This window comes from Aquitalea magnusonii, assembly GCF_003202035.1.
GTDB classification, from domain to species: Bacteria; Pseudomonadota; Gammaproteobacteria; order Burkholderiales; family Chromobacteriaceae; genus Aquitalea; species Aquitalea magnusonii.
Genome location: NZ_QJKC01000006.1, coordinates 38725 through 64227, shown reverse-complemented (window position 1 = coordinate 64227; position 25503 = coordinate 38725). Strand labels below are relative to the sequence as shown.

At 60.8% G+C, this 25503-nt stretch carries 22 protein-coding genes; 18 read left to right on the top strand and 4 right to left on the bottom strand.

Features of this window, described 5'->3' with window-relative positions:
* Positions 1–43 precede the first annotated feature (43 nt).
* From nusA to DFR38_RS07855, 18 genes are all read left to right on the top strand, one after another.
* Complete coding sequence (gene nusA / locus DFR38_RS07940) at positions 44–1522, top strand: transcription termination factor NusA (RefSeq protein WP_110313242.1); 1479 nt, start codon at positions 44–46, stop codon at positions 1520–1522.
* Between the two features lie 39 nt (positions 1523–1561).
* Positions 1562–4495, top strand: a complete 2934-nt coding sequence (infB, locus tag DFR38_RS07935; protein ID WP_110313241.1) for a translation initiation factor IF-2 — start codon at positions 1562–1564, stop codon at positions 4493–4495.
* A gap of 135 nt (positions 4496–4630) precedes the next feature.
* Positions 4631–5059, top strand: a complete 429-nt coding sequence (gene rbfA / locus DFR38_RS07930) for a 30S ribosome-binding factor RbfA (RefSeq protein ID WP_110313280.1) — start codon at positions 4631–4633, stop codon at positions 5057–5059.
* Entirely contained in the window at positions 5056–5979 is a 924-nt protein-coding gene (gene truB / locus DFR38_RS07925) for a tRNA pseudouridine(55) synthase TruB (RefSeq protein WP_059286120.1), read from the top strand. The genes rbfA and truB overlap by 4 nt, the downstream gene beginning before the upstream one ends.
* 80 nt (positions 5980–6059) lie before the next feature.
* Positions 6060–6329 carry a 30S ribosomal protein S15 gene (gene rpsO / locus DFR38_RS07920; protein WP_059286119.1) on the top strand — a complete coding sequence of 90 codons (270 nt, stop codon included), beginning with the start codon at positions 6060–6062 and terminating at the stop codon, positions 6327–6329.
* Positions 6330–6512: 183 nt separating this feature from the next.
* Positions 6513–8660 carry a polyribonucleotide nucleotidyltransferase gene (pnp, locus tag DFR38_RS07915; protein WP_059286118.1) on the top strand — a complete coding sequence of 716 codons (2148 nt, stop codon included), beginning with the start codon at positions 6513–6515 and terminating at the stop codon, positions 8658–8660.
* A 380-nt stretch (positions 8661–9040) separates the two neighbouring features.
* Positions 9041–10255, top strand: coding sequence for an aspartate aminotransferase family protein (locus DFR38_RS07910; protein WP_059286117.1), 1215 nt, complete (start codon positions 9041–9043; stop codon positions 10253–10255).
* A gap of 107 nt (positions 10256–10362) precedes the next feature.
* Positions 10363–11382, top strand: coding sequence for an arginine/ornithine succinyltransferase subunit alpha (gene aruF, locus DFR38_RS07905; protein WP_059286116.1), 1020 nt, complete (start codon positions 10363–10365; stop codon positions 11380–11382).
* 11 nt (positions 11383–11393) lie between these two features.
* Complete coding sequence (gene astA, locus DFR38_RS07900; protein ID WP_059286115.1) at positions 11394–12428, top strand: arginine N-succinyltransferase; 1035 nt, start codon at positions 11394–11396, stop codon at positions 12426–12428.
* Positions 12425–13885 carry a succinylglutamate-semialdehyde dehydrogenase gene (gene astD / locus DFR38_RS07895; protein ID WP_059286114.1) on the top strand — a complete coding sequence of 487 codons (1461 nt, stop codon included), beginning with the start codon at positions 12425–12427 and terminating at the stop codon, positions 13883–13885. The genes astA and astD overlap by 4 nt, the downstream gene beginning before the upstream one ends.
* Positions 13882–15228, top strand: a complete 1347-nt coding sequence (gene astB / locus DFR38_RS07890) for an N-succinylarginine dihydrolase (protein WP_059286113.1) — start codon at positions 13882–13884, stop codon at positions 15226–15228. Before astD ends, astB begins: the two co-directional genes overlap by 4 nt.
* 360 nt (positions 15229–15588) lie before the next feature.
* Positions 15589–15768 (top strand): hypothetical protein, encoded by a 180-nt coding sequence (locus DFR38_RS07885; RefSeq protein ID WP_059286112.1) that lies wholly within the window; start codon positions 15589–15591, stop codon positions 15766–15768.
* A 195-nt stretch (positions 15769–15963) separates the two neighbouring features.
* Positions 15964–16893 (top strand): branched-chain amino acid ABC transporter permease, encoded by a 930-nt coding sequence (locus tag DFR38_RS07880; protein ID WP_059286111.1) that lies wholly within the window; start codon positions 15964–15966, stop codon positions 16891–16893.
* 17 nt (positions 16894–16910) lie between these two features.
* The gene (locus DFR38_RS07875) at positions 16911–17993 is read left to right on the top strand and encodes an ABC transporter permease subunit (RefSeq protein WP_059286110.1); all 1083 of its coding nucleotides are present in this window, start codon (positions 16911–16913) and stop codon (positions 17991–17993) included.
* Between the two features lie 3 nt (positions 17994–17996).
* The gene (locus tag DFR38_RS07870) at positions 17997–18767 is read left to right on the top strand and encodes an ABC transporter ATP-binding protein (RefSeq protein WP_059286109.1); all 771 of its coding nucleotides are present in this window, start codon (positions 17997–17999) and stop codon (positions 18765–18767) included.
* The gene (locus DFR38_RS07865) at positions 18764–19474 is read left to right on the top strand and encodes an ABC transporter ATP-binding protein (protein ID WP_059286108.1); all 711 of its coding nucleotides are present in this window, start codon (positions 18764–18766) and stop codon (positions 19472–19474) included. The genes DFR38_RS07870 and DFR38_RS07865 overlap by 4 nt, the downstream gene beginning before the upstream one ends.
* A gap of 15 nt (positions 19475–19489) precedes the next feature.
* Positions 19490–20290: a YdcF family protein gene (locus DFR38_RS07860; protein ID WP_110313240.1), complete on the top strand. Its 801-nt coding sequence runs from the start codon at positions 19490–19492 to the stop codon at positions 20288–20290.
* Positions 20291–20307: 17 nt separating this feature from the next.
* Entirely contained in the window at positions 20308–21060 is a 753-nt protein-coding gene (locus DFR38_RS07855; RefSeq protein WP_059286107.1) for a competence/damage-inducible protein A, read from the top strand.
* 65 nt (positions 21061–21125) lie between these two features.
* Here DFR38_RS07855 and DFR38_RS07850 read toward each other — a convergent pair whose 3' ends face one another.
* The 4 genes from DFR38_RS07850 to DFR38_RS07835 form a co-directional block, all read right to left on the bottom strand.
* Positions 21126–22217, bottom strand: a complete 1092-nt coding sequence (locus tag DFR38_RS07850) for a polyamine ABC transporter substrate-binding protein (RefSeq protein WP_059286106.1) — start codon at positions 22215–22217, stop codon at positions 21126–21128.
* Positions 22218–22577: 360 nt separating this feature from the next.
* The gene (gene mmsB / locus DFR38_RS07845; protein ID WP_110313239.1) at positions 22578–23468 is read right to left on the bottom strand and encodes a 3-hydroxyisobutyrate dehydrogenase; all 891 of its coding nucleotides are present in this window, start codon (positions 23466–23468) and stop codon (positions 22578–22580) included.
* Positions 23469–23492: 24 nt separating this feature from the next.
* Positions 23493–24641 (bottom strand): enoyl-CoA hydratase/isomerase family protein, encoded by a 1149-nt coding sequence (locus DFR38_RS07840; RefSeq protein WP_239688808.1) that lies wholly within the window; start codon positions 24639–24641, stop codon positions 23493–23495.
* Complete coding sequence (locus DFR38_RS07835; RefSeq protein ID WP_059287228.1) at positions 24626–25408, bottom strand: enoyl-CoA hydratase; 783 nt, start codon at positions 25406–25408, stop codon at positions 24626–24628. The genes DFR38_RS07840 and DFR38_RS07835 overlap by 16 nt, the downstream gene beginning before the upstream one ends.
* Positions 25409–25503 lie beyond the last annotated feature (95 nt).

The following is a 25503-nucleotide window of genomic DNA, read 5'->3' as shown; positions in this document are numbered from 1 at the left end:
GGGCTCTGACGCCACGCATAAGGACAAAAATTCGGAGGAATGCATGAGTCGCGAGATTTTGTTGCTGGTTGATGCCCTGGCAAGCGAAAAGAACGTCAGCAAGGACGTGGTCTTTTCCGCCCTTGAAATGGCGCTTGCTTCGGCAACCAAGAAGAAGTTTACCGATGACGAAATGGATGTGCGTGTCGAAATCGACCGCCATACCGGGCAGTACCAGACTTTCCGCCGCTGGACGGTGGTGCAGAACGAGCTGATCGAAAACGAAAGCCGTGAAATCACCATCACCGACGCGCGTGACGATGATCCGCGCATCGAGGTGGGTGCCGTGATCGAACAGCCGATGGAAGCGGTGGAATTCGGCCGTATTGGTGCGCAGACCGCCAAGCAGGTCATCCTGCAGCGCATCCGCGACGCCGAGCGCGAACAGCTGCTGAATGAATTCCTGCAGCGTCGCGAACACCTGGTCAGCGGCACCATCAAGCGCATCGAGCGTGGCAATGCCATCATCGAATGCGGCAAGCTGGAAGCCGTACTGCCTCGCGATCAGATGATTCCGAAGGAAAACCTGCGCGTGGGCGACCGCGTCAAGGCCTTCCTGCTGCGCATCGACCGCATGGGTCGTGGTCCGCAGCTGGTGCTGTCGCGGACGTCCAGCCAGTTCCTGATCAAGCTGTTTGAGCTGGAAGTGCCGGAAATCGAAGAAGGCCTGCTGGAGATCAAGGAAGCCGTCCGCGATGCCGGTCTGCGCGCCAAGATCGCCGTCAAGGCCAACGATGCCCGCATCGACCCGCAAGGCACCTGCATCGGCATGCGCGGTTCCCGCGTCCAGGCCGTTACGCAGGAGCTGGCTGGCGAGCGCATCGACATCGTGTTGTGGGCGCCGGAACCGGCACAGTTCGTGATCAACGCGCTGTCCCCGGCCGAAGTCAATCGCATCATGATCGATGAAGACAACCACAGCATGGATGTGGTGGTCGAGGAAGACCAGCTGGCGCTGGCCATTGGCCGCAGCGGCCAGAATGTGAAGCTGGCTGCCGAGCTGACCGGCTGGTACCTCAACATCATGACGGTTACCGAAGCGGAAGAGAAACACCAGGCGGAAGACGCGCAATTGCGTGATCTGTTCGTCAAGTGCCTGAGCGTGGACGAAGCAACCGCCACGGTGCTGGTGCAAGAGGGTTTCGCCACCCTGGAAGAGGTGGCATATGTGCCGATCGCCGAGATGCTGGAGATCGACGGTTTTGACGAGGAGTTGGTGAATGAGCTGCGTAGCCGTGCACGTGACGCCATCCTCACCCAGGCCATTGCGTCCGAAGAGAAAGTCGAAGGTGTGTCCGAAGACCTGAAGGATATCGAGGGTCTGGACGCCGAGCTGGTTCGCAAGTTGGCCGAAAACGGCGTGTCCACGCGAGATGATCTGGCCGATCTGGCCGTCGACGATCTGGTGGACATGACCGGCATTGAAGCTGAAGCTGCACGTGCAATCATCATGAAAGCGCGCGAACACTGGTTCAACCAGTAAGGCTTCTTCGGGAAGTATTTACGGAATTTGGGAAGACGCATGGTATTGACGAATGTAAAACAGTTTGCCGGTGAGCTGAACCTCACGCCTGAACGATTGCTGGAACAGCTTCGTGCAGCGGGTGTGGCCAAGCGCACGCCGGATGATATGCTCTCCGAGCAGGATAAATCCCAGCTTCTTGACTACCTGAAGCGTTCGCATGGCGCCCGTGATGAGTCGCGTATTACGCTGACCCGCAAGTCCACCAGTGAAATCAAGACCGCCGACGGTAGTACGGTAAAAGTGGAGACGCGCAAGAAGCGTGTCGTGGTTCGTCCGGAAGACACTCCGGCAGCTGCTCCGGCGGAAGTTGCGCCGGTTGCCGCTCCGGTAGCCAAGGCCGCCGAACCTGTTTCTGCCCCCGCTCCGGCGGCAGAGACCAAGCCGGCTGAAGTCAAGCCGGAAGCAAAGCCGGAACCGCAAGTAAAGGTTGAACCCAAGGTGGAATCCAAGCCCGCCGCACCGGCAGCACCGGTTGCGGAAGCCCCGGCCAAGGAAGCCGCACCTGCTGCCAAGCCGGCTCCGGCTCCGGTACGCACCGTGGCCTCCATTCTGTCGCCGGAAGAAGTAGCCTCCCGCGAAGCGGAAGAAAAGCGTCAGGCTGCTTTCCGCGCCCGTCAGCAAGAGCTGATGCGCGAAAAGATCGAACGCGAAGAGCGCCGTCAGGCGGCTCGTCTGGCTGCCCAGCAGCCGGCACCGGCACCGGCTCCCAAGCCGGTTGAAGCGCCGAAGCCGGTGGAAGCACGCAGCGACGAGCGTGGTCCGCGTCCGGCTGGTGCCGACAACCGCGGCCCGCGTCCGGCTGGCGACAACCGTGGCCCGCGCCCGGCTGGCGACAACCGTGGTCCGCGTCCGGCTGGTGACAACCGTGGCCCGCGCCCGGCTGGTGCCGACAACCGTGGTCCGCGTCCGGCAGGTGCCGACAGTCGTGGCCCGCGTCCGGCCGCTGCGCCGGGTGCACCGGTCGTTCCTGCTACGGTAGCCGGTCGTCCGGATGCCAAGAAGGGTGGCGCCAAGAAGGGTAACGAGCGCTGGGAAGAAGGCAAGAAGGGCGGCCGTGGTCTCAAGACCAAGGGCGGCGATGCCGGCAGCGACTGGAAATCCCGCGGCGGCAAGGGCAAGCACAAGCAGAACAATCAGCATGCTTTCCAGGCCCCGACCGAGCCCATCATTCATGAAGTGCTGGTGCCGGAAACCATCTCCGTGGCCGATCTGGCTCACCGCATGGCCGTCAAGGCCGTCGAGGTGATCAAGGTCCTGATGAAGATGGGCATGATGGTCACCATCAACCAGGTACTGGACCAGGAAACCGCCATGATCGTGGTGGAAGAAATGGGCCACAAGCCGCGTGCGGCACAGGCGGACGATCCGGAAGCCTACCTGGAAAAACCGGAAGGCGAAGAAGTGGAAGTGGCCGTGTTGCCGCGTCCGCCGGTGGTTACCGTCATGGGTCACGTCGACCACGGCAAGACCTCGCTGCTGGACTACATCCGTCGCGCCAAGGTGGCGGCGGGCGAAGCCGGTGGCATTACCCAGCATATCGGTGCCTACCACGTGGAAACCCCGCGCGGCATGATCACCTTCCTGGATACCCCGGGTCACGAAGCGTTTACCGCCATGCGTGCCCGTGGTGCCAAGGCCACCGACATCGTGGTGCTGGTGGTGGCGGCCGACGACGGCGTGATGCCGCAGACCATTGAAGCCATTCACCATGCCAAGGCTGCCAAGGTGCCGATGGTGGTGGCGGTCAACAAGATCGACAAGATGGGTGCCAATGTAGAACGCATCCGCCAGGAACTGGTATCGCACGAAGTGGTGCCGGAAGACTGGGGTGGCGATACCCAGTTCGTCGAAGTGTCTGCCAAACAAGGCACCAATATCGACGCGCTGCTGGAAGCCATTCTGCTGCAGGCCGAAGTGCTGGAGCTGAATGCGCCGATCGACGCCCCGGCCAAGGGCATCATTGTGGAAGCCCGTCTGGACAAGGGTCGTGGCCCGGTTGCCACCCTGCTGGTACAGTCCGGCACCCTGAAGAAGGGCGATGTGGTACTGGCTGGTACGGCATTTGGCCGCGTTCGCGCCATGATGGACGAAAACGGCAAGGCCATTGACACCGCTGGTCCGGCCATCCCGGTGGAAATCCTGGGTCTGTCCGACGTACCGCAAGCCGGTGAAGACGCCATGGTGCTGACCGACGAACGCAAGGCGCGTGAAATCGCCCTGTTCCGTGCCGGCAAGTTCCGTGACGTCCGCCTGGCCAAGCAGCAAGCCGCCAAGCTGGAAAACATGTTTGCCCAGATGGCCGATGGCAGTGGCGAGGTGCAAACCTTGTCCATCATCATCAAGGCCGACGTACAGGGTTCCTACGAAGCGCTGGCTGGCAGCCTGCAAAAGCTGTCCACCGACGAAGTGCGCGTCAGCATCCTGCACTCCGGCGTGGGTGGCATCTCGGAATCGGACATCAACCTGGCGATTGCTTCCAAGGCCATCGTGATCGGCTTCAACACCCGCTCCGATGCCGCAGCGCGCAAGCTGGCCGAAAACGAAGGCGTGGACATCCGTTACTACAGCATCATCTACGATGCCGTGGACGAAGTGAAAGCCGCCTTGTCCGGCATGCTGGCTCCGGAGAAGAAGGAACAGATCCTGGGTACCGTCGAGATCCGTCAGGTGATCCCGGTGTCGAAGGTAGGCAATATCGCGGGTTGTATGGTGACCGACGGTGTGATCAAGCGTACTGCTTCGATCCGTCTGATCCGCAACCACGTGGTGGTGCATACCGGCGAACTGGACTCGCTCAAGCGTTTCAAGGACGACGTGAAGGAAGTGAAGCAGGGTTACGAATGTGGCCTGATGCTGAAGAACTTCAACGACATCCAGGAAGGCGACCAACTGGAAGCTTTCGAAATCGTGGAAGTGGCTCGCTCGCTGTAAGCGGCAGCTCCCCGGCGGGCGCGCTTCGGGCTCAGGCTCGAAGGCGCTCGCCTTTTGCATTCAAGTCGGCTGACACAAGGCCGGGTCCATGCCCGGCTGGCTGTTGGCCGCTTTTATACCGACAGGATGGAAATCATGGCCAAAGCCAGAAAAGGTTTCTCCCGCGCCGACCGCATTGCTGAACAGATTCAGCGCGAGTTGGCCGAACTGGTCCGCACCGGTCTGAAAGACCCGCGCGTGGGCTGGATCACCATTACCGCCGTACAAGTGACCCGTGATTACTCGCATGCCAAGGTGTTCTACACCGTGATGGACGAGAAAACCCGCGAAGTCAGCCAGGAAGCACTGGAGCACTCTGCCGGTTACCTGCGTTCCGAACTGGGCCGCAGCATCAAGATGTTCACCACCCCGCAGCTGCACTTTGTCTACGACGAATCCGTATCGCGCGGCATGCACATGACCAGCCTGATCAATCAGGTGGCACGGGAAGATGCCGAGAAGTTCGGTGCCGCCGAAGGCGAGGGCGCAGCTGCCGGGCAAGAGCAGGAAGGTAGTGCCGAATGAGCAAGCCGCGCAGCAACCGCCGCCAGATTGATGGCGTGCTGCTGATCGACAAGCCCTACGATATTTCCAGCAATAATGCGTTGCAAAAGGCGCGCTGGCTGCTCAATGCCGCCAAGGCCGGGCATACCGGTGTGCTGGACCCGCTGGCCACCGGCCTGTTGCCGATGTGCCTGGGGGAAGCCACCAAGTTTTCCTCCTATCTGCTGGATGCCGACAAGGGCTACCGCGCCACCGTACGCTTTGGTGCCGCCACCAGCACGGGCGACATCGAGGGCGAGGTGGTGCGCGAGTGCCCGGTTGCCTTCGACCAGGCCCGCCTGTTGCAGGTGATGCAGCAGTTTGTCGGCGAGATCAGCCAGGTGCCGCCGATGTATTCGGCACTCAAGCACCAGGGCAAGCCCCTGTACGAATACGCCCGCGAAGGCATTGAAATCCATCGCGAAGCGCGCCAGATCACCATTCATTCGCTTCAGCTGATCAGCTTTGATGGCGTGGAAGCGGTCATCGATGTGCTGTGCAGCAAGGGCACGTATATCCGCACCCTGGCGGAAGATATTGCCATTGCGCTGGACTGCGCCGCCCACCTGACCGGCCTGCGCCGCACCACCACCGGTGGTTTCCAACTGTCCGAGGCACACACCCTGGCAGCCGTCGAGGCGCTGGATATGGCCGGGCGGGAGGCCTTGCTGCTGCCTGCCGATGTGTTGGTGCAACATTTTCCCGCCACCACGCTGGATGAAACCATGGCCGGGCGTTTTATTCATGGACAGGCCGTGCGTTTTGCCGGCAACTGTGCGAGAATGACGCGCTTCCGGGTTTACAGCGATGCAAACGCGGAGTTTCTTGGTCTGGCCGAGGTGCGTGATGATGACATGCTGCACCCGATCAGACTGCTGGCTGTCAAGCAGACAGCCTGCTAGCGAAGTGCGGATGGGTTGGGCAACCGGCTCGCTGCACTTGTCGGATCGCAAGATCCTTACCTGATTTGGAGTTACCCAAAATGGCAATGACCGCCACCCAAAAAGCAGAAATCGTTAAAAACTTCCAACACAAGGAAGGCGATACCGGTTCGTCCGAAGTGCAAATCGCACTGCTGACCGCCCGTATCAACGATCTGACCCCGCACTTCAAGGCCAACACCAAGGATCACCACAGCCGTCGTGGTCTGCTGAAGATGGTGAGCCGTCGTCGTCGTCTGCTTGACTACCTCAAGCGCACCGATGCTGACAGCTACCGCGCCCTGATTGCCCGTCTGGGTCTGCGCAAGTAATTGGTTCAGGTTTGAAAAAGTCGCAGCAAGTCTGCGACTTTTTCACGCTGGCCTTCAAGCACGCTGTATTACTGTGACAACGGGGGGAGCCTCTAGAAATTTTGATCGCGGCCGGTCTGAATTTTTAGGGGTTCCCGTTGTGTTTTCAGCTTGAAAAAACATATTTTGACTAAGGGATACCCTGTGTTCAATAAAATTACCAAATCGTTTCAGTATGGTAACCAGACCGTTACCCTGGAAACCGGCGAAGTAGCGCGCCAGGCTTCCGGCTCCGTTATTGTTTCTGTTGATGAAACCGTAGTTCTGGTCACCGTTGTCGGTGGCAAAAATGTCAAGCCGGGCCAGGATTTCTTCCCGCTGACCGTCGATTACCTGGAGCGTACCTACGCGGCCGGTAAAATCCCGGGTGGCTTCTTCAAGCGCGAAGGCAAGCAGTCCGAGAAGGAAGTGCTGACCAGCCGCCTGATCGACCGTCCGATCCGCCCGCTGTTCCCGGAAGGCTTCTACCACGACGTACAGATCGTGGCCACCGTGCTGTCGCTGAACCCGGAAGTGGATTCCGACATCCCGGCCATGATTGGTGCTTCTGCTGCGCTGGCCATTTCCGGCCTGCCGTTTGCCGGCCCCATCGGTGCTGCCCGTGTGGGTTACGCCAATGGCGAATACATCCTGAACCCGACCAAGAGCGAACTGGCCGGCTCCGCAATGGACCTGGTGGTTGCCGGTACCGAACGTGCCGTGCTGATGGTGGAATCCGAAGCCAAGGAACTGTCCGAAGCCGTGATGCTGGGCGCCGTGGTGTTCGGTCACGAGCAGATGCAGGCTGCCATCAAGGCCATCAACGAACTGGCTGATGAAGTCAATCCGGTGATGTTCGACTGGGCCGCTCCGGCCAAGAACGAAGAGCTGATCGCCCAGGTGCGTGGCATTGCCGGTGACAAGCTGGCCGCTGCCTTCCGCCTGCGCCAGAAGCAAGCCCGCACCGTGGCCATCAACGACGCCTGGAGCGACGTCAAGGCTGCGCTGATCACCGAAGAAACCGACACCCTGCTGGCCAACGAAATCAAGGGCATCTTCAAGGGTCTGGAAGCCGAGATCGTACGTGGCCAGATTCTGGCTGGCGAGCCGCGTATCGACGGTCGCGACACCCGCACCGTGCGCCCGATCAGCATCCGCAGCAACGTGCTGCCGCGTACCCACGGTTCCGCCCTGTTTACCCGTGGCGAAACCCAGGGTCTGGTGGTGACCACGCTGGGCACCAAGCAGGACGAGCAGATCATCGACGCGCTGGCCGGTGAATACACCGAACGCTTCATGCTGCATTACAACTTCCCGCCGTACTCCACCGGTGAAGCCGGCCGCATGGGCCCGCCGAAGCGTCGTGAAATCGGCCACGGTCGTCTGGCCAAGCGTGCCCTGGTGGCCGTACTGCCGCCGGAATCCGAATTCGGTTACTCCATGCGCGTGGTGTCGGAAATCACCGAATCCAACGGTTCGTCCTCCATGGCTTCGGTTTGCGGTGGCTGCCTGTCGCTGCTGTCCGCCGGTGTACCGCTGAAGGCCCACGTGGCCGGTATCGCCATGGGTCTGATCCTGGAAGGCAACCGCTTTGCCGTGCTGACCGACATCCTGGGTGATGAAGATCACCTGGGCGACATGGACTTCAAGGTGGCCGGTACTGCCGAAGGCATCACCGCCCTGCAGATGGACATCAAGATCCAGGGCATCACCAAGGAAATCATGCAGGTTGCCCTGGCGCAAGCCAAGGAAGGCCGCGAGCATATCCTGGGCCTGATGAAGGAAGCCGTGGAAGGCCCGCAAGAGCTGTCCGCCCACGCCCCGCGTCTGTACGTGATGAAGATCAACCCGGAGAAAATCCGTGAAGTGATCGGCAAGGGCGGCGAAACCATCCGCTCCATCACCAAGGACACCGGCACCGAGATCAATATCGATGAAGATGGCACCATCACCATCGCCTCCATCTCCGGTGAAGGCGCCGAGGCTGCCAAGAAGCGCATCGAAGAAATCACCGTTGAAGTCGAAGTAGGCAAGATCTACGAAGGCACCGTGGTGAAGATTCTCGACAACAATGTCGGCGCCATCGTTTCCATCCTGCCGGGCAAGGATGGTCTGGTACACATTTCGCAGATCGCCAACGAGCGTATCAAGAATGTGTCCGACTACCTGAAAGAAGGCCAGGTTGTGAAGGTCAAGGCCATTGAAATGGACGATCGCGGTCGCATCCGCCTGTCCATCAAGGCCCTGCTGGAAGACGAATCCAAGGTGGCGCGCGAAACCGCCGACTCCTTCGGTCTGAAGACCCAGCAGTAATCCTGCCTGATCGGCAACAAGAAAGCCCGCAGCAATGCGGGCTTTTTTACGCCTGTGGTGCGGCGGCGTGCTGGCGGGCAAGCTGTTGTTGCATGTCGCCATTGCCGCAGGGCTGAGTGGGAAAATGGACTTTCCAGGCCGGATTATGGCGCTGCTGGCGCTATAATCTGCCGCAAGTATTTGAAAATGATGGGAATTGTGCTGACGGGGCTGCTTTGAGATAGGTCAAGTAATTTTATAAGCTGATGTCGCAAACCGGATATGGGTTGGCTTGGTGATTCGATTAGAATCATTTCAAGCGTATTAAATCATAACAATGCCGTTTTCTGCCCAGGACAGCAGGCAGAAGCGGAGGACTCTGCAGGAAGGGAACTATAAAGATGAGCAATTCGATCACCCGCGCTGATTTCGACCAGGTCATGGTACCCAACTACGGCCCGGCGGCTTTTATTCCGGTCAAGGGCCTGGGCTCCCGCGTCTGGGATCAGGATGGTCGTGAATTCATTGATCTGGCCGGTGGTATCGCCGTGAATTCGCTGGGCCATTGCCACCCGGAGCTGGTGGCTGCGCTGACCGAACAGGCTGGCAAGCTGTGGCATGTCTCCAATGTGTTCACCAACGAGCCGGTACTGAAACTGGCACACGCGCTGACTGCCGCCACCTTTGCCGACCGTGCCTTCTTCTGCAACTCCGGTGCCGAGGCCAACGAAGCCTGTTTCAAACTGGCGCGCAAGTACGCTGCCGACCACTTCGGCCCGGAAAAGAATGAAATCATTTCCTGCAAGAATTCCTTCCACGGCCGTACCCTGTTTACCGTGAGCGTGGGTGGCCAGCCCAAGTACACCGAAGGCTTTGCCCCGGTACCGGCCGGCATCCACCATTTCGAGTTCAACAATATCGACTCGCTCAAGGCCGCCATCACCGACAAGACCTGCGCCGTGGTGATCGAGCCGGTGCAGGGCGAGGGCGGTGTGCTGCCGGCCGACAAGGCTTTCCTGCAAGCTGCGCGCGAACTGTGCGACCAGCACAATGCCCTGCTGATCTTTGACGAAGTGCAAACCGGCGTCGGCCGTAGCGGCTCGCTGTACGCCTACCAGGAATACGGCGTGACTCCGGACATCCTGTCCAGCGCCAAATCGCTGGGCGGCGGCTTCCCCATCGGCGCCATGCTGACCACCGACAAGATTGCCAAGAGCTTCTCGGTCGGCACCCATGGCACCACTTATGGCGGCAACCCGCTGGCCGCCTCGGTCGCCCTCAAGGTGATCGAAATCGTCAATACCCCGCAAGTGCTGGATGGCGTGCGCGCCAAGAGCCAGCGCCTGCGCGATGGCCTGAATGCCATCAATGCCAAATACCACGTGTTCAAGGAAGTGCGTGGCATGGGCCTGCTGCTGGGCTGCGTGCTGACGGATGAATATGCGGGCCGTGCCAAGGACTTCGTCAACGCCGCCAGCAAGCATCAGCTGTTGCTGCTGGTCGCCGGGGTCAATGTCGTGCGCATGGCGCCGTCACTGGTAGTGGAAGACCGCGACATCGACGAAGCCCTGCAGCGCTTTGATGCCGCCGTGGCTGAACTCGTCGCCGCCAAGTAAGCCTGTTTTTCCCAGCAAGAGACACCGCAGCCCGGTTTTTCCGCGGCTGCGGGTACGGCTGCGCCCGTGATACGGCGCAGCGGCTTACCCCCCAGAGGGAGGTTTCCATGTTTATCGTGCGCCCAGTCCGCACTGCCGACTTGCCCGCCATCGAAAGAATGGCCGTAGCCAGCGGCATTGGTGTGACCAGCCTGCCCAACAATCGGGACAAGCTGTTCGAACGCATCCAGCAGTCCTCATCGTCCTTCGAGTTTGAAGCCACCGCAGAAACCGGCAGCGAATACTATATGTTTGTGCTGGAATCGGCCGGCGAAGTGGTGGGCACGGCCTCCATCAGCGCCTGTGCCGGTTTTGACGAGCCGTTTTACAGCTACCGCAGCGAAACCTTCGTCCATGCCTCGCGCACGCTCAAGGTGAACAACCGCGTGCATGTGCTGAACATCTGCCACGACCTTACCGGCATGGTGCAGCTGTGCGGCTTTTATGCCGATGCCGCGCTGGAGCCTGTCGCCGCCGAACTGCTGTCCCGTGCCCGCCTGCTGTTCATCGCCACGGCGCGCGCACGTTTTGGCCGCCGCATCATTGCCGAAATGCAGGGCATTCACGACGATGCCGGCCAGTCGCCATTCTGGAACGCCATTGGCCGCCGCTTCTTCAATATGGATTTCCTGCAGGTGGAGCAGGCCTTTGTCGGCCACAGCAAAACCTTTATTGCCGAGCTGATGCCCAGCTACCCCATCTATGTCCCGCTGCTGCCGGATGATGCGCAAAATGCCATTGGCCAGATTCACGCCAATTTTGAGCGTCCCTGCCAGTTGCTGACCACCGAGGGCTTCGAGGCCGACAACTACATCGACATCTTTGATGGCGGCGCGGTGCTGACTGCCGAGCTGGACCGCCTGCAAACGCTGGAGCGCAATCGCAGCTATCCGGTGGAAGTGGCCGCCAGCCTGCCGGCCCAGGCCAGCATGCATCTGGTATGCAATCAACAGGTAGGCGACTTTGCCGCAGCAGCCATCCGGGTGGCGGTGGTGGACGGTGTGGCCTTCATCAACCCCGACGCAGCCCAGGCACTGGGTGTGGCCAGTGGCGACACGGTGCGCGTCGTCGGTTTGCAGCAAGGCTGAGGAGAAGCAGCATGATGATTATCCGTCCCATCGCCCATGGCGATCTGCCCGGCCTGATGAATCTGGCACGCAGTGCCGGTGTCGGCCTGACTTCGCTGCCGGTGAACGAAGAGCGGCTGTCGCGTCGCATCAGCCGCTCGGTATTGTCCTTTGCCGGCGAGCTGGACCGCGCCGATCAGGGCTATGTATTTGTGCTGGAAGACAGTGAAACCGGCCAGGTTGGCGGTATCTGCGCACTGGAAGCCGCGGTTGGCCTGAAGGAGCCCTGGTACAACTACCGCGTGGGCACCATCGTGCACGCCTCGGACGAGCTGGGGGTGTATTCGCGTCACGAAACCCTGTTCCTGTCCAACGACCACACCGGTTATTCCGAGCTGTGCACCTTGTTCCTGCATCCGGATTTCCGCGCCAACCGCAATGGCGGCCTGCTGTCCAAGAGCCGCTTCCTGTTCCTGGCGCAATTCCCGCAGCTGTTCGGCAAGACCGTAGTGGCGGAAATGCGCGGGGTATCCGATGCCGATGGGCGCTCGCCCTTCTGGGAAGGGCTGGGCCGCCACTTTTTCTCCATCGATTTTGCCCAGGCGGATTACCTCACCGGCGTTGGCCAGAAAGCCTTTGTCGCCGAGCTGATGCCCAAGCACCCGGTGTATGTGGATTTTCTGCCGGCCGATGCCCAGGCGGTGATCGGCAAGACGCACGACAACACCCGCCCGGCGGTGGCCATGCTGGAGTCGGAAGGTTTCCGTTACGAAGGCTATGTCGACATCTTTGATGCCGGCCCTACCGTGCAGGCGTATACCAGTGAAATCCGCGCGGTGAAGGAAAGCCGCACCGTGACCGCCCGCGTACTGGACCCGCTGCCCGAAGGTGAGCGTTGCCATTATCTGGTGTCGAATCAGTCGCTCACCGGATTCCGGGTGATTCTGGCGGAAGCCCCGGCACCCACCCATGAATTCTGCCTGACGCCGGAACAGGCGCAGGCGCTGAACGTGCAGGAAGGCGAGCATGTGCGCGCTGTGGCGCTGTCGCCCAAGGAGAATGTATGAGCACCCTGTTGATCAACGGACAATGGCTGGCCGGTGCCGGCGCAGCCCTGAGCAAGACCAACCCGGCTACGGCTGAAGTCATCTGGCAAGGGCAGGGCGCGGATGCCGCGCAGGTGGATGCTGCGGTTGCCCATGCGCGTCAGGCTTTCAAGAGCTGGGCCCGCACCGCGCTGGAGCAGCGCATTGCCATCGCCCGCCGCTTTGGCGAGCTGCTGACGGCCAACAAGGATGGCCTGGCCACCATCATCGCCAAGGAAACCGGCAAGCCGCTGTGGGAAGCGCTGACCGAAGTCACCACCATGGTCAACAAGGTGGAGATCTCGGTGAAGTCCTACCAGGAGCGTACCGGCGAGCGCGCCGCACCCATGGGCGATGCCCAGGCGGTGTTGCGTCACAAGCCGCATGGCGTGGTGGCGGTGTTCGGCCCCTACAACTTCCCCGGCCATCTGCCCAATGGCCATATCGTCCCGGCGCTGCTGGCCGGTAACTGCGTGCTGTTCAAACCGTCCGAGCTGACACCGTGGACGGCGCAGGAAACCGTCCGCCTGTGGGTGGAAGCCGGCTTGCCGGCCGGGGTGATTGCCCTGCTGCAAGGCGCGCGGGAAACCGGCATCGCCCTGGCTGGCCACAAAGGTATCGACGGCCTGTTCTTTACCGGTAGCTCGGCCACTGGCGAACTGCTGCACCGTAATTTCGGCGGCCAGCCGGACAAGATCGTGGCGCTGGAAATGGGCGGTAACAATCCGCTGATCGTGGAAGACGTGGCCGATGTCGATGCCGCCGTGCATCACATCATCCAGTCGGCATTCGTGTCGGCCGGTCAGCGCTGCACTTGCGCGCGCCGTCTGCTGCTGCCGCAAGGTGCCTGGGGTGATGCGCTGCTGGCGCGGTTGGTTGAGGTCACCGCCAAGCTCAAGGTGGGCAAGTACGACGAACAACCGGCACCCTTCATGGGCGCGGTAATTTCCAACGCCGCTGCCGAAGCCCTGCTCAAGGCCCAGGCCTGGCTGCTGGAAAACGGTGGCAAGAGTCTGCTGGAAATGCGTCGCCTGACGCCGGATGCCGCCATGCTGTCGCCCGGCATCATCGACAGCACCGCGGTAGATCGTCCGGATGAAGAATTCTTCGGCCCCTTGCTGCAAGTCATCCGCTATGCCGACTTTGACGAGGCCATCGCCATTGCCAACGACACCCGCTTTGGCCTGGCTGGTGGTGTGCTGTCGGACAGCCGCGATCTGTACGAACGTTATCTGCTGGAAAGCCGCGCTGGCGTGGTCAACTGGAACAAGCCGCTGACCGGCGCCTCCAGTGCCGCCCCGTTTGGTGGCATCGGTGCCTCTGGCAACCATCGCCCCAGTGCCTACTATGCTGCGGATTACTGCGCTTACCCGGTAGCCTCGCTGGAATGCGACAGCCTGACCGTGCCTGCCCAACTTTCTCCGGGGATTACACTGTGAACGCCTACGAAGTGAATTTTGACGGCCTGGTTGGGCCGACGCACAACTACAGCGGCCTATCCTTTGGCAATGTGGCTTCCACCAGCAATACCAAGGCCGTGTCCAACCCCAAGCTGGCGGCCAAGCAGGGCCTGGCCAAGATGAAGGCGCTGCACGACCTGGGCTTCAAGCAGGGCGTGCTGGCTCCGCATGAGCGTCCGGATGTGGCCAGCCTGCGCCGCCTGGGTTTTTCCGGCACGGACGGCGAAGTGGTGGCCCGCGCCGCCAAGGAAGCCCCGGCCATTCTGGCGGCAGCTTCGTCGGCCTCCTGCATGTGGACGGCCAATGCCGCCACGGTCAGCCCGTCTGGCGATACCGCGGACAAACGGGTGCACTTTACCCCGGCTAATCTGAACAACAAGTTCCACCGCTCCATCGAGCATCCCACTACCCGCCGCTTGCTGCAGGCGATGTTTGCCGATGAGCAGCATTTCATGGTGCACGAAGCCTTGCCGGCACAAATGCACTTTGGCGATGAGGGTGCGGCCAACCATACCCGCTTCTGTGCCGAATATGACGCGGCCGGGGTGGAGTTCTTTGTGTTCGGTGCCGCTGCTTTTGATGGGCGTTATCCGGCACCGCAGCGCTTCCCGGCGCGGCAGACGCTGGAAGCCTGCCAGGCCGTGGCCCGGCTGCATGGTTTGGCGGAATCCGGCGTGGTGTATGCCCAGCAAGACCCGGCCACCATCGATGCCGGGGTCTTCCACAATGACGTGATTTCGGTGGGCAACCGCAATGTGCTGTTCCACCATGAAAAGTCCTTCCTGCAGCAGGGCAGGGTGCTGGAAGAGCTGTCGCGCAAGCTGGCTGCCGTGGGCGGGCAGTTTGTCCCGGTGGAAGTGCCGGATGCCGAAGTCAGCGTGACCGAGGCGGTAAAGAGCTATCTGTTCAACAGCCAGCTGCTGTCCAAGCCCGATGGCAGCATGATCATCGTGGTGCCGGAAGAGTGCCGCAACATCGAGCGCGTATGGAGCTATCTGCAAAAGATGACGTCCAGCGGCGGCCCGATCAATGAAATCCGCGTGTTCGACCTGAAACAATCCATGCAGAACGGCGGCGGCCCGGCCTGCCTGCGTTTGCGCGTGGCACTGTCGGCCGCGGAGATCGCCGCGGTCAACCAGGGCGTACTGATGAGCGAGCAGCTGTTCATGAGCTTGAACAACTGGGTGGACAAGCATTACCGCGACCGCCTGAGCGGTGATGATCTGGCTGATCCGGCGCTGCTGGACGAGTGCCGTGGCGCGCTGGACGAACTGACGCAGATTCTACGCCTGGGTTCGGTCTACCCCTTCCAGCGGGTCTAGCAGGCAGGGTGGCAGATTTGTCGCCCCTCTGCTGCCGAACCAAGCCACCTGCGGGTGGCTTTGTTCATGGTGGCGCTGGCGGTGGGATGGCTGCGGCGGTGCGCCCAGGATTCTTTTTGGGGCGTCCGGGAGATTTCTGCCGCATTATGGGGCAGGGCCGGGCTTTTTCCGGCTAAAAATCTGGCCCGACTTTTGCTCTAGGGGGGCGTGGAGTGGGTTTTGTCGCGATGGAAACATCAGGATGACTGCACAGCCATGAGAATTTTCTCGTCAGCCATGCCTTAGTGTCATGCTTTGGATTGTATCCCGAAGATTGTATACATTCGAATGACTGCGAAAATTCTATGTTCACTTTGGAATATGAATGAACATATCTTTTCGAAAACGAAGAATATCAAGGGGAAACATGTCAAAAATGTGAAAATGCATGCTTGGACGGGTGTGGCGCGGCGCAGCGAAGATATCCAATTTTATCTTGTTGCGGCGCAGCGTTATGTCCTGAAAAAAATCAATAAAATCAATAACATGCAAAGTTTTTAAATGATTTGCTTTTTGGCTGTTTTTTGCTGGTTTTTAAGATTGACAGTCGATTGAATCCACACGCATAATCCGTGCGGCTGTCAGACAGAAACCAGAAAAATGGTTCGATAAGACAGGCTATACAACTACAGGTGGCATAAGAAGAGGGTAAGCCCTACAAGCTGCTGGGTCGTTTAATCAAAGGAGATCTCCCACGTGGACATTTTTATCCAACAGATCCTCAATGGTCTGGTACTTGGTAGTATCTATGCGCTGATCGCGCTGGGTTACACCATGGTGTACGGGATCATGGGGCTCATCAACTTCGCCCATGGCGAAGTCGTGATGTTTGGTGCCATGGTATGCATTACCGTTGTTTCTACGCTGATGCATTCCGGCGTAGACCTGCCGGGCTGGGCCATCGTACTGATCGGTACGCTGGTGGCCATTCCGGCTTGCGCCTTGCTCGGTTTCGTCATCGAGCGCGTGGCCTACCGTCCGCTGCGTGGCGCACAACGTCTGGCCCCGCTGATTACCGCGATCGGTCTGTCCATCACGCTGCAACAGGTGGCCATCCTGATCTGGGGCCGCAACTACATTCCTTTCCCTGACCTTCTCAACTCGGATACCGTCAGCATCATGGGTGCCAGCATCACCAAGCTGCAGGTCATGATCGTGGTGTTGTGCGTGGTGCTGATGGCCGGCTTGCTGGTGATCGTGGAGAAAACCAAGCTGGGCCGCGCCATGCGTGCCACCAGCCAGAACCCGAGCGTGGCCGGCCTGATGGGTGTGAACGTCAACACCATCATCTCCGCCACTTTCATGCTGGGTTCCGCCCTGGGCGCGATTGCCGGTGTGATGGTTGCCACCAACTACTCGCAAGCCCACTACTACATGGGCTTCATGATCGGCCTGAAGGCGTTTACCGCTGCGGTGCTGGGTGGTATCGGCAATCTGGGTGGTGCGGTGGCCGGCGGTATCCTGCTGGGCATCATCGAAAGCCTGGGTGCCGGCTATATCGGCCAGCTGACCGGTGGTTTCCTGGGTTCCAACTATCAGGACATCTTTGCCTTCATGGTGCTGATCCTGGTGCTGATTTTCCGTCCGTCCGGCTTGCTGGGCGAAAAGATGGCTGACCGTGCCTGATCCGGGGGAGAAATAATATGACCAAGGCACTCGATTCCAAAAAACTCGGGCTGTTCATTGCCTGCGGCATTGCCCTGTGCGTACTGCCCTTCGTGGTAGGCGGCGCACTGGGTAATTCCTGGGTACGTATCGTCGACTTTGCGCTGTTGTACGTGATGCTGGCGCTGGGCCTGAACATCGTGGTGGGCTTTGCCGGCCTGCTCGACCTGGGCTTCATCGCCTTCTATGCCGTGGGTGCCTACACCTACGCGCTGCTGGGTTCGCCGCACTTCGGCATTCACTGGCCTTTCTATGTCACCATTCCGCTGGGTGCGCTGTTTGCCGCCTTCTTCGGCATTTTGCTCGGTACTCCGGTACTGCGCCTGAAGGGTGACTATCTGGCTATCGTGACGCTGGGTTTCGGTGAAATCGTGCGTATTTTCATGAACAACCTGAATGCGCCGATCAACATCACCAACGGCCCGCAAGGGATCAACCTGATCGACCCCATCCACGTGGGGGGTGTCGATCTGGGCAGTCCGATCAACCTGTTCGGCCTGAGCCTGCCGCCGGTTTACCTGTACTACTACCTGTTCCTGGTACTGACCGTGCTGGTGGTGATCATGGCTTCCCGCCTGCAGCACTCCCGTATCGGCCGTGCCTGGGTGGCACTGCGTGAAGACCAGGTGGCGGCTTCCGCCATGGGCATCAACATCCGCAACATCAAGCTGCTGGCTTTTGCACTGGGCGCGCTGTCCGGTGGTGTGGCCGGTGGCCTGTTCTCTGCCTTCCAGGGCTTTGTTTCGCCGGAATCCTTCAGCCTGCTCGAATCCATCATGATTCTGGCCATGATCGTACTGGGCGGCATGGGTAATATCGCCGGTGTGATCCTGGGGGCCGTGGTGCTGACCATTGCGCCGGAAATCCTGCGTGACGTGATTGGCCCGCTGCAGATGAAGACCATGGGTCGCATGCTGATCGACCCGGAAAATGCCCGCATGCTGCTGTTCGGCATTGCCATGGTGGTGATGATGCTGGTTCGTCCGGAAGGCATGCTGCCGTCCAAACGCCGCAAGGCTGAGTTCAAGGACGCCAAAGAAGCGGCGGCGCAGAAAGGTTAAGTCATGGCTGAAGTACTGCTGAAAATCGAAGGCATCAACAAGCGTTTTGGTGGCTTGCACGCGCTGAGCGGCGTCGGCCTCACCATCAACAAGGGTGAGATCTACGGTCTGATCGGCCCCAATGGCGCCGGCAAGACCACCCTGTTCAACGTGCTGACCGGGCTGTACGTGCCGGACGAAGGCTCCTTCACCTTCGACGGCAAGAACCTGTTCCAGGCCAAGCCGCACATCGTGGTGGAAGCCGGGATTGCCCGTACCTTCCAGAACATTCGCCTGTTTGCCGAAATGACCGCGCTGGAAAACGTGATGGTGGGTCGCCACATCCGTTCCAAGGCCGGTGCGCTGGGCGCGGTATTGCGTGACCGCCGTACCCGTGCCGAAGAGCAGGCCATTACCGACAAGGCCTGGGAGCTGCTGGAATACGTTGGCATCACCGACGTGGCCAACGAGCGTGCCCGCAACCTGTCCTACGGCCACCAGCGCCGTCTGGAAATTGCCCGTGCGCTGGCCACCGAGCCCAAGCTGCTGGCACTGGACGAGCCGGCCGCCGGCATGAACCCGCGTGAAACCGAGTCGCTCAAGGAACTGATGAGCAAGATTGCCAAGAGCGGCACCACGGTTTTGCTGATTGAACACGACGTCAAGCTCATGATGGGCCTGTGTGACCGTATCGCGGTGCTGGACTACGGCAAGAAGATTGCCGAAGGCATCCCGGAAGAAGTACGCAGAAACCCGAAAGTGATTGAGGCTTATTTGGGAGCGGCACACGCATGAGTCTCTTAGAAGTTAAAAACCTGCAAGTGGCCTACGGCGGCATCCAGGCTGTCAAGGGGATCGATTTCCATATTGACCAGGGCGAACTGGTGACCCTGATCGGTGCCAACGGCGCTGGCAAGACCACCACCCTGAAAACCCTGATCGGCATGGTCAAGCCCTCCGGTGGCAGCATCACTTATGATGGTAAGCTGAACGGCACCATTCCTTCCTATGACTATGTGCGTCATGGTCTGGTGATGGTGCCGGAAGGTCGCGGCATCTTCAGCAAGCTGACCGTGGAAGAAAACCTGCAAATGGGCGCCTACTACCGCAATGACAAGGCGGCGATCCAGAGCGAAATCGAACGCGTGTACGAGCTGTTCCCGCGCCTGAAAGAGCGTTACAAGCAGCTGGCCGGCACCCTGTCCGGTGGCGAACAGCAAATGGTGGCCATGGGCCGCGCCATGCTGTCCAAGCCCAAGCTCTTGCTGCTGGACGAGCCGTCCATGGGTCTGGCACCGATCATCGTGGAAAAGATTTTCGAAATCATCCAGATGATTGCCAAGGAAGGCGTGACCATGCTGCTGGTGGAGCAGAACGCCAAGCTGGCCCTGGAAGTGTCGCAGCGCGGTTATGTGATGGAAAGCGGCCGTATCACCATGGGTGGTCCGGCGCGCGAATTGCTCGACGACGAACGCGTGCGTAACGCCTACCTCGGCGAGTAAGCAAAAGAGTCTTCAATGACAGCAACGATTAGCCCCGAAGTACTGGTTCACCAGCTCTTCGGGGCCTTTTTATTGCCGCCGCTGCTGTTCATGCTGCCGATACTGGCCGGTGCGCTGCTGTTGCGCAGGCGCCCGCTGGCCGGCTGGCTGCTGCTGCTGGGCGGCCTGTTGCTGGCCTATGGCCTGTCCATTCCGCGCACGGCCATGTGGCTGAGCGCCGGTCTCGAGCAATATCCTCCCATCACCGCCAGTCAATGGCAGCAGGCGCAGGCCATCGTGGTGCTGGGTGGCGGCAAGAAACCGGCACCCGAATATGGCCGTAACGAACCCGCAGCCGATACGCTCGGCCGCCTGCGCTACGCCGCCTGGCTGGCAAGGCGCAGCCAGCTGCCCTTGCTGGTGACCGGTGGCTCCCCGCTGGGCGGCGAGCCGGAAGGCGAGGTGATGGCGCGTACCTTGCAGCAGGATTACGGCCTGCCGGTGCGCTGGGTGGAAATGCAGTCCAATACCACGCTGGAAAATGCCCGCTACAGTGCCCGCCTGCTGAAAAAGGATGGCATCGGGCGCATCGTGCTGGTCAGCCAGGGCTGGCATCTGCGCCGTGCCTTGCCGTTTTTTACTGCGGAAGGTTTGCAAGTGTTGCCCGCACCCACCGGTTTTGTCCGCTATGATGGCGGGGGGCTGGCCTGGTATCTGCCTGCGGGCCGGGCCATGCAGGAGTGCCACTCTGCCTTGCGCGAGTGGCTGGGGATTTTTTTCTACAAGGCGCGCGGCTGGCTGCATGGCCAGGCGGATCAGCCGGCTGCGCAGCCCTGATTTGACGAGGTGAGTACGTGAAAATCGGTGCCATCATCATTGGTGACGAACTGCTGTCCGGCAAGCGCCAGGACAAGCATCTGCAGGCCTTGATCCGCATTCTGGCGGCGCGGGGCCTGAATCTGGCATGGGCTGACTATGTGGGCGATGATCCGGCCCGTATCCGTGCCACGCTGGAGCGTGCCTTTGCCGGTGGTGATGTGGTGTTCAGCTTTGGCGGTATTGGCGCCACCCCGGACGACCATACCCGCGCTTGCGCGGCGCAGGCGCTGGGCCTGGAACTGGCGGTGCATCCCGAAGCCGGTGCGCTGATCGAGGCGCGTTTTGGTGCGGATGCCTATCCGCACCGCATCAATATGGCGATGTTTCCGCAAGGTAGCCGCATCATCCCCAACCCGGTCAACCAGATTGCCGGTTTCTCGCATGGCGATGTGCATTTCGTGCCGGGCTTCCCGGCCATGGCCTGGCCAATGATCGAATGGGTGCTGGATGAGCAGTACCGCCATCTGTTCAATGACAGCCCGGACGTGGAGCAGGGCGTGATTGCGCTGAATGCCCGCGAGGGCGACCTGATCACCCTGATGCAGGATTTCAGCCAGCGCTATCCTGCCCTCAAGCTGTCCAGTCTGCCCAGCTTTGGCAATGACACCATCCCGCAGATGCATATCGATTTCGGTTTCACCGGCCAGCGCCAGCTGGTGGAGATTGCCCTTGCCGAATGGCGCAAGGCCCTGACGGCGGCGGGGTATACCTTGCAAGAGCGCGCTTGAACTGAGGGGTGGCACAACTGACAAAGGGGCGTTACGCCCCTTTTTGTTTTACTTGACCTTGCCGATCAGCGCCCGGTTTTCAGCTGCGTCCACAAGCGGTTTTGCAGGCGCATGATGTCTGCCGGTACCGGCTCCAGCAGGAACAGCTTGTTGATCAGGGCTGGCGGCGGGTAGATGGCCGCGTCGTTGGCAATCTCCGGTTTCACGAACTTGCGTGCCGCCGCATTGGCGGTGGGGTAGAACACGGTATTGGTGATGCCGGCATTCACCTGCGGGGTTTGCATGTAGTTGATCCACTGCAGGGCAGAGTCGACATTCTTGGCTCCCTTGGGAATCACCATCACGTCAAACCACAGCGGTGCACCGCTTTGGGGAATGTAATAGGCCAGCTGGTAGGGGCGTTTGGCTTCGGCCGCGCGCGCCTTGGCAATCACCACATCACCGGAATAGCCCAGCACCATGCAGATGTCGCCATTGGCCAGCTCGTTGATATAGCCGGAGGAGCTGAAGCGCTTGATATAGGGGCGGATCTTTTGCAGGGTCTGGAAAGCCGCCTGGTAGTCGGCCGGGTTACGGCTATTGGGATTCTTGCCCAGATAGTGCAGGGTGGTGGCAAACACCGCCTTGGCATCATCCAGCACCGAAATACCGCAGCCTTTCAGCTTGGCTGCTTTTTGCGGATTGAACAGATTGTCCCAGTCATCCAGCGGGGTGTCCTTGCCCAGCAGCGGCTGCACCTTGGTCAGGTTGTAGCCCAGGCCGTCGGTGCCATAGGCCCAGGGAACGCCATACAGATTGCCCGGGTCAGCCCCGGCTATCTTGGCCATCAGTGCCGGGTCCAGATTGCGCAGATTGGGCAGCTTGCTCTTGTCCAGCTTCTGGAAGGCACCGGCCTGGATCTGCTTGGCCATGAAGTCCGAGGTGGGGGTGACAATATCGTAGCCGGAGCTGCCGGTCAGCAGCTTGGATTGCAGGGTTTCATTGCTGTCGTAGTTGTCGTAGCGCACCTTGATGCCGGTCTGTTTTTCAAAGCCGGGAATGGTGTCCTTGGCAATGTAGTCGGACCAGTTATATACATTCAGCACGCCGGCGGCGCTGGATGCCTGGCTGGCAGCGGCCAGCAGCAGGGTGGTGGCAAGCAGTTGTCTGGTTTTCATGGCTGGTTTCCTGAGCGGTTGTATACGTCGTCATGAAGGGCGTTGGACCTCATCCTGATGACATGGTTTCGCCCGCGCATGGCAACCGGCCAAACTGCCTTGTGTGAATACGCCGGATGCAAAAAGCCCGGCATAAAGCCGGGCGCCGATTATTGACAAGCCCCTCTCGCTTTCTGAAAAGAAAGCGAGGCTCCCTTTCAGGGAAAGGGCGGGGGGATGGGGATTAGATGGAAAGGCTGCGGAATCGAGTGCTTGGTCGGGTGGCCCAGCTTTGCTGGGTCCAGTGCCATCGCATCACATTACGTTGCCAGCAGCCTGGGCCCGGCATAAAGCCGGGCCGGGACAGACAAGAAAACGGACTCAGTCTTGCGGCTGGAAATATTGCAGGATGCTGGAAAAATCCAGCTGGCCGTGGCCGGCTGCTGCATGGCTCTCGTACAGATTGCGCGCCAGCGTGCCCAGTGGCGTGGTGGCATGGCTGTCCAGCGCTGTGGTTTCGGCCAGGCCCAGGTCTTTCAGCATCAGCGCGGTCATGAAACCGCCGCTATAGCCACGGCTGGCCGGGGCGGTGTCCATCACGCCCGGCCAGGGGTTGTACAGCTCCAGCGCCCAGTTGCGGCCAGAGCTCTTGCTCATGATGTCGGACAGCACTTTCGGGTCCAGCCCGTTCTTCACCCCCAGCGCCAGCGCCTCGGCGGTACCTGCCATCAGGATGCCCAGCAGCATGTTGTTGCAGATTTTCGCCGTCTGGCCCGCGCCGTTGCCTCCGGCATGGAAGATGTTCTTGCCCATGGCTTCCAGCAGTGGGCGTGCTTCGGCCAGGTCTGCTTCTGCACCACCGACAATAAAGGTGAGCGTACCGGCAGCGGCCCCGGCGGTGCCGCCGGACACCGGCGCATCCAGCATGCGCAGGCCCGCTGCGGTGGCAGCATCGGCCACCTTGCGTGCATCGCTGGCGGCAATGGTGCTGCAGTCAATTACCAGCGTACCTGCCGGCAGGCTGGCAAACAGCCCTTGCTCGCCCAGATACAGTGCCTGCACATGCTTGCCGGCAGGCAGCATGGAAATCACCACGCTGGCCCCTTGCGCGGCGTCCAGCGCGCTGCTGGCGGCACGGGCACCGGCGGTTTGCAGTCTGGCCAGCGCGTCGGCGGACAAATCGAAAGCGGCGACGCTAAAACCCTTGGCCACCAGATTGAGCGCCATTGGCCCGCCCATATTGCCCAGGCCGATGAAGGCGATGTGTGTCATTGCGTCTCTCCTGTTGTGTATTGCTTAGCGCAGGGCAGCCAGCGGGTGCTGATCTGCCGGCCACGGCGCCACAAAGTGGCTGTCCACCCAGTCCTGCGGGATGTCGGCCAATTGGCGGTAATGCCATTGCGGCTGCCTGTCCTTGTCCACCAGCAGTGCGCGCACGCCTTCGCGGAAGTCCGGCTTGTGGCAGAAGTTGAGCGACAGGATCAGCTCCATGCGCAGTGCTTCAGCCAGCGACAGGTGGCGGGCGCGCTGGAAGATTTCCCAGGTCACGGCGGCGGATACCGGGCAGCCGTGACGGAAGTTTTTGGCCGCGCTGGCCAGCCAGTCGTCGTCGAACTGTTGCGTGCCCAGGGCATCGGCCACGCTGGCCAGATCGCCCATGCTCATCAGCTGATGAATGGTCAGCAGATTGGGCTGCACATTGGAAGCCGGCAGGCTGTGGCGTGCGGCCTGTTCCAGCTGGCTGAGCAGGGCGGAAACCTGGGCGTGACGGGTGGCTGCATCGGCGTCCCAGTATTGCTGCTGCAGCTGCTCCAGCAGCTGTGGCCAGGCATCGGTGGCCAGTACGTGATCGGCCAGATTGCAGATCAGCGCATCGTGGGCGTTGAGCGGTGCGCCGGTCAGGCCGAGGAACAGGCCGACGCGGGCGGGCATGCGTTGCAGAAACCAGCTGCCGGCTACATCCGGATACAGGCCGATGGTGATTTCCGGCATGGCAATGCGGGTGGCACTGGTGGCCACGCGGTGGCTGGCCCCGGCCATCAGCCCCAGCCCGCCACCCATCACGATGCCGTGGCCCCACACGATGAGCGGCTTGGCATAGCAGTGGATGTGGTAGTCCAGCGTGTATTCTTCGCGGAAAAACTCCAGCGCCTGCGGCTGCGGATGGCTGTCATCGCTCAGCAGTGCTTCGCGCAGGGCACGCACATCGCCACCCGCGCAAAAGGCCTTTTCGCCAGCACCGCGCAGCAGCACGGCGGCGATATCGGGGTCGGCTTCCCAGGCGGCCAGTTGCGGCTGCAGCAGGCGAATCATCTGCAGCGTCAGCGCATTCAGTGATTTTTCGCTGTTGAGGGTGGCAATGCCCAGGCGCTTGCCATCGGCACAGCGGACTTCTTCAAACAACACGGCATCGTGCATGGCGGCTCCTGTCAGCGGTTGTGCCATTGCGGGCTGCGCTTGGCCAGAAAGGCTTGCACGCCTTCTTGCTGGTCGGCGGTATCGAACAGCTTGATGAACTGCTCGCGCTCGTGAATCAGGTTATAGCCGGGCGGTTCGATGCGGGCGCGCTGCACCAGCTGTTTGCACACCTTGACCGAGGAGGGCGACTGCCGTGCTACTTTTTCCGCCAGCTTGAGCGCGGCTTCCAGCGCCTGGCCCTGGCCGACTACTTCTTCCACCAGACCGATGCGCTCGGCGGTGTCGGCATCCACCCGCTCGCCACACAGAATCATGCGCTTGGCCCAGCCTTCACCCACCAGCCACGGCAGCTGCTGGGTGCCGCCAGCGCAGGGCAGCAGGCCGACCGCGGCTTCCGGCAGCGCCATTTGCGCCTGGACTTCGGCAATGCGGATGTCACAGGCCAGCGCGCATTCCAGCCCGCCGCCCATGGCATAGCCGTTGATGGCGGCAATGCTGACGCCACGGAAGGCCGCCAGTGCTTCGAAGGCTTCACCGAACAGCATGGTCATTTCGGTGGCCACCAGCTTGTTGCCGTCGGCAAACAGGTTGAGATCGGCCCCGGCGGAGAAGAACTTGCTGCCGCTGCCGGTGATCACCAGCGCGTAGATGTTGTCGTCCGCGTTCAGGTCTGCCACCAGTTGCTTGAGCGCATTCAGGCTGGCGCGGTTCCAGGTATTGGCTGGCGGGTTGTTAATGGTGACCTGGGCGGTGTGGCCGCGTATTTCCACTTGCAGATGCGCGTAATGTGTCATGGCGTTCCCGATCATTGGTAAGTAGTACCTACAGTCTGTATACGATCTTTGCTGTCCTGAATCCGCGTCGCGGATGCCGGTTTGGTTTGCCGGGG

Coding starts and splice junctions, on each gene's coding strand:
- rbfA (WP_110313280.1), top strand. CDS start 4,631: ATGGCCAAAGCCAGAAAAGGTTTCTCCCGCGCCGACCGCATTGCTGAA.
- nusA (WP_110313242.1), top strand. CDS start 44: ATGAGTCGCGAGATTTTGTTGCTGGTTGATGCCCTGGCAAGCGAAAAG.
- astA (WP_059286115.1), top strand. CDS start 11,394: ATGATGATTATCCGTCCCATCGCCCATGGCGATCTGCCCGGCCTGATG.
- DFR38_RS07885 (WP_059286112.1), top strand. CDS start 15,589: ATGAATGAACATATCTTTTCGAAAACGAAGAATATCAAGGGGAAACAT.
- DFR38_RS07835 (WP_059287228.1), bottom strand. CDS start 25,408: ATGACACATTACGCGCATCTGCAAGTGGAAATACGCGGCCACACCGCC.
- DFR38_RS07910 (WP_059286117.1), top strand. CDS start 9,041: ATGAGCAATTCGATCACCCGCGCTGATTTCGACCAGGTCATGGTACCC.
- DFR38_RS07865 (WP_059286108.1), top strand. CDS start 18,764: ATGAGTCTCTTAGAAGTTAAAAACCTGCAAGTGGCCTACGGCGGCATC.
- truB (WP_059286120.1), top strand. CDS start 5,056: ATGAGCAAGCCGCGCAGCAACCGCCGCCAGATTGATGGCGTGCTGCTG.
- infB (WP_110313241.1), top strand. CDS start 1,562: ATGGTATTGACGAATGTAAAACAGTTTGCCGGTGAGCTGAACCTCACG.
- aruF (WP_059286116.1), top strand. CDS start 10,363: ATGTTTATCGTGCGCCCAGTCCGCACTGCCGACTTGCCCGCCATCGAA.
- rpsO (WP_059286119.1), top strand. CDS start 6,060: ATGGCAATGACCGCCACCCAAAAAGCAGAAATCGTTAAAAACTTCCAA.
- DFR38_RS07860 (WP_110313240.1), top strand. CDS start 19,490: ATGACAGCAACGATTAGCCCCGAAGTACTGGTTCACCAGCTCTTCGGG.
- mmsB (WP_110313239.1), bottom strand. CDS start 23,468: ATGACACACATCGCCTTCATCGGCCTGGGCAATATGGGCGGGCCAATG.
- DFR38_RS07875 (WP_059286110.1), top strand. CDS start 16,911: ATGACCAAGGCACTCGATTCCAAAAAACTCGGGCTGTTCATTGCCTGC.
- astD (WP_059286114.1), top strand. CDS start 12,425: ATGAGCACCCTGTTGATCAACGGACAATGGCTGGCCGGTGCCGGCGCA.
- DFR38_RS07870 (WP_059286109.1), top strand. CDS start 17,997: ATGGCTGAAGTACTGCTGAAAATCGAAGGCATCAACAAGCGTTTTGGT.
- DFR38_RS07850 (WP_059286106.1), bottom strand. CDS start 22,217: ATGAAAACCAGACAACTGCTTGCCACCACCCTGCTGCTGGCCGCTGCC.
- DFR38_RS07840 (WP_239688808.1), bottom strand. CDS start 24,641: ATGGCACAACCGCTGACAGGAGCCGCCATGCACGATGCCGTGTTGTTT.